We start from the raw sequence: 11,869 nt of genomic DNA on the forward strand, positions 1-11,869 counted from the left end.
TATTTCATACACAGATTATGCTTGAAAATCTTAATTTTTGCAGGATGAATATTGAATAAAAAGATGTATGTTTTTTGATTTATGAAAGAGGTTTAATAATATTTTTGAAAAAATTATATATTTTATCTCCCCTCACTATTTGGCACCTATTTTGCTCTTTTATTTAAAATTTACAGCATAGGTTAAATGATGAGCATAGAGTTTGTGGGTATGGTTTTTCCAAATCAATGGTCTGAAACCAAAGGAACCCGAATTGGTCATAAAATTGATCTCGAATATTTACGTTATCATGCTCGTGCACATGAATATGCAGGTTTTGATAAAGTTTTAATCGCCAATGGACCAAGTAGCCCTGATAGTACCCAAATCGCAGCTTATCTGGCACAACAGACTGAACGACTTGGATTTATGATTGCACATCGCCCTGCGCTGATGACGCCTAATCTGGCTGCACGTTCCTTTGCCACACTGGACCATACCACTGGCGGAGGACGCATTCGTTTACATGCCATTACGGGAATTACCGCTGAACCGCAAGAAGGTGATTATATTGTTGATAAAATTCAACGTTATGAACGCACGGGTGAATATCTAGATATCATCCAAAAGCTTTGGAAAAGTGAGCAACCGATTCACTATGAAGGCAAATACTTTAAACTGGAAAATGCTTTCTGCCCTTTAAAACCGGTCAATGGAACTTCTATTCCGATTTCATTCGGTGGTTCTTCGGATATTGCCTACGATATCGCAGTGCGTCATGCAGATCTTTACTCGCTTTGGGGTGAGCCTTTAGCGGGCGTGAAAGAGCAGATAAATAAACTTAAAAAGGCAGCAGAAGCAGCCAATAAACCCCAGCCGCAGGTCAGTTTATCAGTACGTCTTATTATTGGGCCAACAGAACAACTTGCATGGCAACGAGCACAACAAATTTTAGCTGATATTCAGCAAAATCCAACCTTCCAAAATAATGGCTCACTTTCGGGACATAAAATTAAAGGCGTAGGTTCACAACGGTTACTGGCAGCAGCACAACAAGGTGATCGCCATGACCGAGCCTTATGGATGCCAACTGCAAGCGCAGTTGGGGCCTATGGTGATACCACCGCCCTTGTCGGAACGCCTGATACGATTATTGCCGCATTACTTGATTATGTAGATCTGGGCGTCACCACCTTTTTAAATCGTGGTTATGATCCAATTTACGATACTGTGGACTATGGTCGTTATATTATTCCTGCGGTACGAGCTGAGGCGGCCAAGCGAAACAAACAGATTGCCTAAGTCCTCAAGCTAAATAAAAACCGCTCATTTAATCGGATTGAATGAGCGGTTTTTATTGCTTGCTAATTTAAGGTCTTGTCATAACCATGAGCATCATTATGAGGGATGGTTATTTTCTTCTGATTTTCTATTGTAAATCTGGTTTGCAAATGGACTGAATCTTCTCCCCTGCAATCACCTTTTTGGCAAATGGAACAGAATCTTGTAGGGAAGCATTCACTGTCTCACTATGTCCCAATCCATGATACAAATGCCCTTCAACGACTGTACCTGCCTTACATGCATCCGCCACCAACTTCATTTGATTACGTGCATCTGGTGTACGATCATTTGCCCCAGTGCCAATAAATAATGGATGATTGATTTTTAAGGTCGGGTAATAACCATAATCATTGGATTGTTTTTCCTGTAATTTTTTATAGATCGATGGTGGATTCGCCTTATAGGCTTGCGCAGGTGAAAGTCCTGCTGTTTGAATATCTCCCATAAAACTGGTCAAACAGGCATTTCTTGCTTGTTCCACCAAAGGCACTGCTTCAGCGGTAAAAATATCTTCAGTTTTGATTTCAGGAAATAAGCTTTGCGTCACTAAAAAACTATAAATACCATATGCTAAGGATGGACTGACTTCATAAGGATTTAACTTTAACTGATTCTTTTCAGCTGTTGCCTCTGGGTCCTGATAAATCACCCCTGTGCCAATAGATCCTTTAATATTTAACTCTGGTGCATAGGTTGCTGAATAAGCTGAAGCTGAAACAGCCCCCGCCCCACCTTGAGATTGCCCCACAATAACAAAACGATTTGCTAGAGGTAATTTCGTTTTAAGCGCAGCTCGACCGCTGTCTAAAATACTATAAGCAAGCATTGGATTATTGATCAGCAAGTGCGGGCCAGCCACACCAAGTCCTTCATAGTCAGTTGCTACTACAGCGAATCCTTCTTTTAACCATCGGTTTAAATATTGTACATCTCGATAAGATCGTCCATTCCAAGAAGGTGCGCAGGCATCGGCTAGACCAACCGTACCATGTGCCCATAACACAACAGGCCAACCTTCTTTCGGTGGCGTACCTTTAGGAAGATGTACTGTCCCAGAAACCACAATGGGGGTCTTACTATCCCGTCCACTTGTTGAACTATATAAAATACGAATGGCCGTACTATCATTGTCCAAACGGATATAAGGGTTGCTGATGTCCTCTGTCTTTAAGAGTTTTCCAGCTTGTTCTGGAATCGCAGCTTTCCATGTATAAAATGCTGAAACACGTCCATCCCCATAACGATCTTCAGGCTGAGGGGCTTGCTGGGCATTTGCCATTCCAGCAGACGTTAGTATGCTTGCGACAAAAACGGATTTAACCACATTAGATATAAACGTATTTTGCATTTTCATGATCTTGAAACCTATTTAAAAACTGTTTTAAAAAATTTATTTTTTAATTTAAAAGTCGTAACTTACACGGCCATATAAATACGTTCCAAAGGCACCTTCTGGCGCATTAAAACTGTATTTGACGATGTTCCCTACAGATGAGTCTTTGGCTTTGTCTGGGTAACTGTTAAATAAATTATTTGCGCCCAGATTGAATTTTAGCCCTTTTACCCACGCATCTGCTTTGTAGCCAAAATCCAAATCAGCAATCCATTGCGGATCAAAGGTCTGATCCAATGAAGTATTGGTATTATTTAAAGTAGTCCATTTATCATAACGACGGACTGCGGCATTGATACTCCACGCTTGATTTGACCAAAGTGCCCCCAATGCTAATTTGGTTTTTGGCGCTGTAGATTCAATTAGGCTTTGGGTATTTCGACCAGCAATACTGGAGACTGGAATTCGCTCACCTTTTGCAGTGATTGAGTCTCGGCTGTCAGTGATTTTATTTTTATGATAAGCCAAACCTAAATTCAGCTTTAACTTGCCATATTGTTCAAGATCAAGATCATGTTTTAATGCGAACTCCAAACCACGTGTTTGCGTATCTAATAAATTATTAAAAAACGCCACATTGGCAATATTTGCATACGGCGTATTTGCAAAAGCATTATTAATCACGCTGCCAGTAATATTGTCAGAAAGTAAAATACGATTTCGAATATCGATTTGATAAAGATCTAAAGTTGCAGAGGTATTGATAAATGGTTTGAGTACCAAACCTAAAGAATAATTGGTCGATTTCTCAGGCTTAAGTGAAGTTCCACCAATCAGTAAAGCCGCTTCACTTCCCGCAACTAAAGTCCTTTGCTGTACATCTTGCCAACCTGTCGGAGTTTGCACCGTTTGTACACTATAAGCGGAGTATCCTTGCTGGGCTAATGACGGTGCGCGATAACCTGTATTGACAGATCCACGAAGGGTCAACTGCGGAGATATATCATATTTGGCAAAGAGTTTGCCGTTGGTTGTCGAACCAAAGTCTGAATATTTTTCTGTTCGAATAGCAGCACCAACATTTAAATCTTTTACAATATCGGCTTCGAGATCCAAATAAATGCCGTACACATCTCGACTAATTTTGCGTTGGTCTTGATCTGTAATACCCGCGTATATACCTGGGATACCCGTACCTAAAGCCGTACTTGGATTAAAATAGGGTCCACGGGTATAAGCAATGGGGTCGCCTGCATTTTGTTTATATTGTTCCCAACGGTATAGCGCTCCCGTCGAAACAGTCAATGGACTGGCTAAACCATCAATTGCAAAATCACGACTATAGTCCAGTCCTGTATTGAGTTGGGCAAAAATGTTTTCCCCTAAATCATAATGAGAAGGTGAATCTGCACCATAACTTGGGTTAATGCCATTGCCTTGTTCAGTGCTGACTTTGTTTTGTCCATAAGTGGCATACAGGTCATATTTTCCTGAAGTCTGGTTGCCTTGTTTAACCCCAAACGTGGTCGCAAAATCATCCACACTGACTAAACTCAAAGGTGAGCGTCCATCAGGATAACGTTGCTTAAAATAAATGGATTGATTCAGTACTGTTTTGGTGGTTGGAGGTTCATAAAAATTTTCCCCGATGGTCTTACGATGCCCATAACTACTAAAACCATACAAGGCAATTTCATCAGTTAAAGGTAAATCTAAATTCGCAGTGATATTGATTTGGTCTTTTTGTTCAGGAGAACCAAATTTCCAAGTTCTAAATGGTGTGTTCTGCTCGGTATATTGGGCTTGGGTTGAACCATCATAAAATGTTCGCGTATCTGGTGCAGTATTACTTGCAGCTTCACGCTTTCCTAAATCTACAGCAACAGTTAAAGCACCATCATTGGGTAATTCAAAGCCTTTCCAAAGATTGATTTTATGCTGTTCACCATCCCCTTGTGTATAGCCTCCAGTTTGATAACTCACGCCACCACCATGATCACGTGATTTCAATATAATGTTAACCACGCCCGCGATCGCGTCAGAACCATATTGAGCTGCGGCACCATCTCGTAAAATCTCTATACGTTCAATGGCACTAATCGGGATTAGGCTTAAATCTGTTACCGCAGCACCTCTCCCCCCAGCATACGCTTGTCGAGTGAAGTAAGCCGCTGTATGGCGACGTTTACCATTGATCAAAATTAAGGTTTGATCTGCAGATAAACCTCGCAATGCAATACTCGGCGGCACCGATGCACCGAAACCACCCGCAGGTGATGTTGGTAAACTCACTGACGGCGATAAGCGTGTTAATGCAGCTGCAAGATCACCTGCCCCTGTTTCTTGTAGTTCTTTGGCTGTCACAATGTCTACTGGAGCAGGAGCCTCTAAAGCACTATTGATAGCTCGCCGAGAACCCGTTACAACAACTGATTGCAATGTCACGACATCCTCTTTTTCTGATACAGGCCTTTGTTCATTTGCCAAAGTGATTGAGGCGGTAAGTGTACTGAACGCAAAAACAGAAGAATGAAGAATGAATTGAGAAAAATATGTACGCATATAAGCTTCCTTAACGATCTGCACCGATATAGCAAAGCCAATGCCAAAATTTTTATTATTGAATATCAAAAACTTGTCATTAAAAATAAAAAAATCATTGTTTATATTTAAACAATGATTCGAAAAAATGTTTATAAAACCACAGATTTGCTAGTGGCGCATAAGCTTATACAAGTTGATTGTGTAAATAAGATTGATACAACTGATAGTAAGATTGTTGCTGTTGAATCAGTTGTTCATGAGAACCTTGTTCCACTACAGCCCCATTCTCAATCACCACAATTTTGTCTGCTTCTTGAATGGTACTTAAGCGATGTGCGATCACAATACAGGTTCTATTTTTACATAAGCGTCGAAGGGCATATTGGATTTTCTGTTCCGTATAAATATCAATCGCAGAGGTCGCTTCATCTAAAATTAAAATTTTAGGATCAGCCAAATATGCACGTGCGAGACAAACAAGTTGGCGTTGCCCATGACTTAAATTTTTTCCGAGTGTTCCAACTTCAGTAAAATAACCATGAGGAAGCTGTCCTAGAATATCATCTGCACCAAGTTCTTCAATCGCCTGAATCAGTTGTTGATCTGTAGCTTCGGGTTGAATTAAACGTAAATTGTCTAAAATTGTGCCGCTAAACAAGACATTGTCCTGTAAAACAATACTGACATTTTGTCTTAAACTGTCCAGATGAATATCCTGTATCGGATAACGGTCTAAGAAAATCCCACCCTGCTGAGGCTCATAAAACCGTGTCAGTAACTGAACGATCGTGCTTTTACCATGACCTGTAGGCCCCACGATCGCAACCACCGTTCCAGCGTCGATCTCTAAATCAAAATTTTGTAAAACAGCTTTGGTGGTATAAGCAAAATGTACAGACTGAAAACGAATATGCCCGTTAAGTTGCCCTAATTTCAACGCATGTGGTGCATCTTGAATGCTAGATTGGGTATCTAAAAGTAGAAATATCCGTTGTGCACACGCTGCACCATTGGCATAACGCTCAAATAAATCGGTCAATTCCTGTAAAGGTGCCAAGAATAAAAACACATAAAAAATACTTTCGGCAAACTGTCCAATACTGATGACACCTTCACTATAAGCATAACTTCCAATCACAATAAAAACTGCGGTTGCCACTGTCGAAAGCAATCCAGTAAATGGGGCAAACCAGCTGGTCCGCTTACTTCCATAAATAATAGAATCATTAAAATCTTTTAAGAGCTGCTGATAACGCTGTTGATTGGTTTCACTATAATTCAATTGCTGAATAATTTTGGCGCCATTTACCGTTTCAACCAAATGTGCAGTAAATCGACTGCGTTCTTCGGCAACCCGTCCCCAATGCCGTTGTGATGACTTTTTAAATATTGCAGTCATTGTCAATAAAATCGGCAAAGTTGCAAATAAACACCAGAAAAATGGGGGATAGATATGCCACAAAAGCAAAGATGCTAATCCGCAACGTAAAATCGCAGAAAGTAGTTCAGGTGGTCCTTGTATCAATACTGGTTCTAAAGTATCGACATCACGATCCGCTCGTGAAATAATTCGGCCGGCTTTAGTTCGATCAAAATAACCAATATTTAAAGCTTGAATATGTTGAAATAATGAACGTCTTAGATCATTAATAACGCTTAAGGCCGCTTTTCCAGACAAGTATTTTGATATACCCGCTAATCCAAAACGACACACCCAGCTGAATGCCAGAATAGCAATTGCTATAAAAAGTACTGGCTGATACAACACCAGTTTCCCAGCCACTTGCTGAAATCCAGAATCTAAAATGTACTTGACTGCCCATGGACGTACAAAGATGCTCAGCACTTGTAAGATCTCTACTGAGATCATGGCTAGAATTAAATAACGAATCGGATAAAGCAAAGGAATGAGTTTTTTTAACATTCCGCGATGTAGCGCGGTTTTTGCTAAGTTTTCTTCGATCTGCAGATCAGAGATTTTCGTCAGCGGTCGGAAATTTTTAACCGTGGTATTCATGCTTGAATCTCCTGTTGCGCTTTCTGAAATCCCATCAACTCCCGATAAAATTCGCAATGCTGGAGCAATTCTGTGTGGCTCCCTTGAGCAAGAATTTGTCCCTGATCTAATACGATAATGCGATCTGATAAAGAAATCGTGGTCTGTTTATTTGAATTGATCAGGATGGTTCTTTTGAGCTGATTTTTATTGTCAGCCAAGCCTGATAAACGCTGTAACACCTGTTTTTCTGTAGTGGAATCTAAAGCACTGGTTGAATCATCAAGCGCCAAGATTGGCGAGTTTTTTAAAATTGACCGTGCCAGTGCAATCCGTTGTTTTTGCCCTCCAGATAAGGTGACTCCCTTGTCCCCTATTCGTGTCTCCAGACCAGCATCAAGTCGCTGTAATAGTTCAGATGCTGAAGCCAAATGCAACGCATCTCGCATCTCCTGTTCAGTCGCATCCTGTTTGGCTATTTTTAAGTTATCCGCCAAGGTTCCTGAGAAAAAGAAATTATCTTGCGGAATAATCTGAACCATATGACGTAAGTTAACCAAACTAAGATCTTTAAGATTGAGCCAACCGCGTTGATATGAACCAATCCAGACCTGCCCTGCGGTTGGATCGATAAAACGATTGAGCAAGTTCATCAGTGTGGTTTTACCCGCTCCAGTTTTCCCCACAATGGTGACGATTTCACCTGCTCGGAATTCAACATTACACTGTTTTAAAATATACTTTTCTGTGTTTCGATCCTGAAAACTGACATTTTCCAGTCGAATATTTAAACCTTCATGCCCATCAGCATCCCCTTGTAGTGGCAAAGCATGTGCAGCATCTACAATTGCCGATTTCTCATCTAGCATTTGCCATATTCGAGTTGCCGATGAACGTGCATCTGCAAAAATATGTAAGACCTGTCCAATACTTTCAATACGAAACACCAATAAATTTGCCATAAGTACAGCAGCCACAAATTGCCCAATCTGTAATTGATTTTGTCCAATTAAGTAACCACCAAACCCAATCACCCATAAGTAGGAACAGGCAATAATCATTTGAGGAATCGGTAAGCGTTGTGCACTGGTGCGAATGGTTTGAATGGAATGACGAATAAAGCTATCAACCGCAGCATTAAAACGTTGTAAGAGCTTTTCCTCAAGTTGAAAGGCTTTGACCACTCGAATGCCATTGACGCTTTCAGCCAAAGTATCACTGACTTTTTCATAAGCATAGGCAACTTGATGATCCAGCACCACCAACTGATTGGTCAGTTTAAACAGCACAGCTAGGCCTAGAAAAATAAAAATAAGCGGGACGATCCCCAACCAAGGATGATACCAACACAACAATCCGACTGTTGCGGCGACCACTAGACTGGATTCAAACACTTGTCGCCAAAAATTAATTAAAGCTTCTTTTAATTTATCTGAATCTCGGGTGGTTCTTGATAAAACTTCACCTAATCCGTGTTTCCAGTGCCATGAAACATCTAAATGCTGGACCTGGCTAAAGATTCTTTCTCTTAAAATACTTAACAATTGCTGTCCAATCGTCAAGGCACTTAAACCCGCTAAATATTGAATAATGGCGCGAAGTAAAGCGATACTCGTCAGTAGAATAAACCAAAACCACGGATTTAACGGATCTGTAAAAGCATGCTGAAATAAACTTTCAGGTTGGCTGTGTTTTAGCGTATCAATCGCATGTCCGATTGAATATTGCTGTAGTGCTAAGCCAAAATTGGCAAGGACAAATAATGTTGCCGTCAATACAAAGCGAAATGGCATAAAACGATATAAGGCCAAACTTCGCAGCAGTGGATAATTTTTAAACATAAAAATAAAACAACAACTAAAGATCTATAGCTCACTGCGAGATCTATGCCAAATTTTTCAAAGGCATAAATATTTTAATCCACTGTTTTATATTGTTTTTTTAAAAAACGTGTTTGATGAGATGTTTGATTTAAAACATCCGCACTTGTTATCTGTTGTTATTGCAACAATATTTGATATATCAACATCATAAAAATAGATATTAAAAATATATTTTAAATATCAACAAGTTAAACAATGGCATCAATATTGCTTTAAAGCATTCAAATCACAACAGGATGTCACAATGACAACACTTCAAACGCAACCATTGAATACACTTTGGTATACACGCTGTCCAGTTCCTACAGGGCTCGGAATCTCGATTCAAAAAGGCTGGCTAAAAGAAAAATTTATTGAGCAACAAATTGAAATTAAATCAATTCGTGAATCTAACTCAAAAGAGGTTCGTAACTCACATTTTAACCATACCCTTGCCAATTCAGTTCGGCATGGTGGCAGTATTCCTGCAATTTGGGCATATGCTTCTGGACAAAAAACCAAAGTCATCGGTTTATCTTGGGCAGATGAAGTCCAATTACTGCTGACTCGATATGATTCCCAAATTAAGACGGTTGAGGATCTAAAAGGTAAACGCTTTGGGCTCCCACTGAATCAAGATGCCATCATCGATTTCTCTCGTGCTCAAGCCATTCGCGGTTTAGAAAATGCATTAAAAACAGTAAATCTTAAGGTCAGTGATCTGGAACTGGTGGATTGTCTGCGTGCTGATATATTAGTGGCGCAACAGCAAAATCATACCGAAGAAAATGATGCGAGTTTCTTTAGCAATCGTAATAAACTGAGCGCAAGTGCAGAGATTGTGGCTTTAATCAAAGGGGATGTCGATGCCATCTTTTTAAAAGGCGCACATGCAGCACAAATTGCCCATGATTTTGCCCTGCATACCATTATTGATATTGGTTCACATCCCGACCCTATCCTACGTTCAAATAATGGTACCCCTCGAACACTAACTGTGGATGAAGATTTTCTATCGCAATATCCACAACAAGCTCAATCCATCGTCGATGCGGTTTTACAAGCTGAACAATGGGCGCATGTGCATGCAGATGAAACTCACCGCTATCTGGCTAAAGAATGTAATAGCAGTGAACAATGGGTCCATGCAGCTTATGGCGCAGATGCACATCTCAAGCTGAATACCAATTTTGATGAAACATCGATTATTGCCTTACAAGACCTTAGTGACTTTCTCTATCGCTGGAAGTTTATTCCAGCTCAAATCAATGTTCGTGAATGGCTAGCACAAGACATTGCTATTCATGCACAAGTGGCTTAACAATACGAAAAAATAAAAGGTTGTCGTGATGACAACCTTTTATTTTTCAGCTTCCAAATTTAAGGCATCGCCTATACAAAAGCTTCTGACTATTCTCAACGCACAAAACGCTGCTTCTCACCGAAAAAAATATGCGATTAAGTACTGCCTCAAACAGTTGTGGATGAGGTTTCCGAATAGCATATTTTTGTCGAACTCAAATTATGACTTAAATTTGGTCACATTTTCAGCCTGTTTCTTTAAAAGCACAGAGTTATATTCACCAGGTGGAATATTATTTAAATAATAATTTCCAACATGATATAAACGCCAACGAATCGGATCATGTGTGGTATGTGTACGAGCATTACGCCAGAAACGATCTAAATTCCATTTTGACAAAGTAGAGCTTGCTCCAAGTAAGCCAAAAATTTCACTGGAAATTTTCAAAGATGCATGGTCTGACTGACTCCGTGTGGCAGCCACAGATAAAATCAATTCAGTTTGTAAGGCTTCATCTTCCAGATTAGTTAAATGTTGCTCAAAAATCGCTGCTGAGCGATCTAAAAGTGCTTCTGCTGAACGGACCAAAACTGCAAACTCACCAATTTGCTTAATGATATGCGGTTCCTGTGTCGGGGAGTCGACGCCACTTTCCACCCAAGGACGAGCATTCTGTTGCAAATAATCAATCCCCCCTTCAAGTGCACCTTTGGCAATACCTGTATCCATAGCTGCATGCAAAATCTGAGGCCAAGTTAAACCTGTGCGTAGCACTGTCCCTAAACCACCAGTATTGCGCTTGGCAACATAGCGTTCATCGACAACAACATCTTTAAAATTGACTGTGCCACTGACACTATTGTTTTGCCCCATTGCATCCCAATCATCGAGCAGTTCTACCCCATGCGTATCACGATGAATCAAGATCGAAACAGGTCCATCATCACTGCCTGCAAATAAAGAGATCCACTCGGCCAATAAAGAGCCTGTGGAATAAAATTTACTGCCATTTAAGATTAACTGCCCTTGTGAATTTCTTTCTACACGAGTCTTATGCTGAAATTTATCTTTTCCGCCCACTTCTGCGAGTGCATTGCCTAAACGTTTACCACTCAATACATCACGCAATAATTGATCGCGAATATCATCCTCATAACCCGTTAAAATTCCTCGAAACATGGTGAAATGAATTTGTAGAAGTTGCCCCACACCACCATCTGCAGATGAAATGATCTTTACCACATTGACCAATGTGGTAATACTCGCACCTAAACCACCAAATTGTTGAGGAACAATAATCGCTGTCAGACCTGCTTCTGAAATTAAGCGGGCCTGTTCATAAGGAACACTTTTGTTATATTGAGGATCTTGAGCAAATTCAGTCAGTTGTTTTGCTACTGCCTTGGCAATATCCAATGCTTCTTGTTCACTTTGAATATGTCTTATACTGCCCAATTCTAAAAAATTGTGTTGCTGAATATCGTTCATTTTAACTCCGGAAAATCTCT

General features: G+C 40.2%; 7 protein-coding genes. 2 read left to right on the forward strand and 5 right to left on the reverse strand.

What is annotated here, in order from left to right:
• Nucleotides 1–189 precede the first annotated feature (189 nt).
• On the forward strand, nucleotides 190–1,281 hold the full coding sequence (locus tag ASC84_RS07125; protein WP_004717504.1) for an LLM class flavin-dependent oxidoreductase: 1,092 nt from the start codon (nucleotides 190–192) through the stop codon (nucleotides 1,279–1,281).
• Between the two features lie 127 nt (nucleotides 1,282–1,408).
• On the opposite strand, the gene ASC84_RS07130 is transcribed toward ASC84_RS07125, so the two are convergent.
• From ASC84_RS07130 to ASC84_RS07145, 4 genes are all read right to left on the reverse strand, one after another.
• Nucleotides 1,409–2,620, reverse strand: coding sequence for a lipase family protein (locus tag ASC84_RS07130; RefSeq protein ID WP_085942779.1), 1,212 nt, complete (start codon nucleotides 2,618–2,620; stop codon nucleotides 1,409–1,411).
• A gap of 105 nt (nucleotides 2,621–2,725) precedes the next feature.
• Nucleotides 2,726–5,218, reverse strand: a complete 2,493-nt coding sequence (locus ASC84_RS07135) for a TonB-dependent siderophore receptor (RefSeq protein ID WP_004717507.1) — start codon at nucleotides 5,216–5,218, stop codon at nucleotides 2,726–2,728.
• A gap of 166 nt (nucleotides 5,219–5,384) precedes the next feature.
• Nucleotides 5,385–7,217, reverse strand: a complete 1,833-nt coding sequence (locus ASC84_RS07140; RefSeq protein ID WP_056513020.1) for an ABC transporter ATP-binding protein — start codon at nucleotides 7,215–7,217, stop codon at nucleotides 5,385–5,387.
• Nucleotides 7,214–9,037 carry an ABC transporter ATP-binding protein gene (locus ASC84_RS07145; RefSeq protein WP_056513023.1) on the reverse strand — a complete coding sequence of 608 codons (1,824 nt, stop codon included), beginning with the start codon at nucleotides 9,035–9,037 and terminating at the stop codon, nucleotides 7,214–7,216. The genes ASC84_RS07140 and ASC84_RS07145 overlap by 4 nt, the downstream gene beginning before the upstream one ends.
• A gap of 286 nt (nucleotides 9,038–9,323) precedes the next feature.
• Between ASC84_RS07145 and ASC84_RS07150 the strand changes: the two genes are divergently transcribed.
• On the forward strand, nucleotides 9,324–10,379 hold the full coding sequence (locus ASC84_RS07150; protein WP_004717513.1) for an ABC transporter substrate-binding protein: 1,056 nt from the start codon (nucleotides 9,324–9,326) through the stop codon (nucleotides 10,377–10,379).
• 201 nt (nucleotides 10,380–10,580) lie between these two features.
• Here the strand turns inward: ASC84_RS07150 and ASC84_RS07155 are convergent, their stop codons facing one another.
• Complete coding sequence (locus tag ASC84_RS07155; protein ID WP_004823398.1) at nucleotides 10,581–11,849, reverse strand: acyl-CoA dehydrogenase family protein; 1,269 nt, start codon at nucleotides 11,847–11,849, stop codon at nucleotides 10,581–10,583.
• Between the last annotated feature and the right edge of the window lie 20 nt (nucleotides 11,850–11,869).

The organism is Acinetobacter sp. Root1280 (genome assembly GCF_001425285.1).
Classification (GTDB): Bacteria; Pseudomonadota; Gammaproteobacteria; order Pseudomonadales; family Moraxellaceae; genus Acinetobacter; species Acinetobacter guillouiae.

Bases quoted from the DNA above. Each gene is read 5' to 3' on its own strand.
- ASC84_RS07145 (WP_056513023.1), bottom strand. From the start codon at position 9,037: ATGTTTAAAAATTATCCACTGCTGCGAAGTTTGGCCTTATATCGTTTT.
- ASC84_RS07155 (WP_004823398.1), bottom strand. From the start codon at position 11,849: ATGAACGATATTCAGCAACACAATTTTTTAGAATTGGGCAGTATAAGA.
- ASC84_RS07125 (WP_004717504.1), top strand. From the start codon at position 190: ATGAGCATAGAGTTTGTGGGTATGGTTTTTCCAAATCAATGGTCTGAA.
- ASC84_RS07150 (WP_004717513.1), top strand. From the start codon at position 9,324: ATGACAACACTTCAAACGCAACCATTGAATACACTTTGGTATACACGC.
- ASC84_RS07140 (WP_056513020.1), bottom strand. From the start codon at position 7,217: ATGAATACCACGGTTAAAAATTTCCGACCGCTGACGAAAATCTCTGAT.
- ASC84_RS07135 (WP_004717507.1), bottom strand. From the start codon at position 5,218: ATGCGTACATATTTTTCTCAATTCATTCTTCATTCTTCTGTTTTTGCG.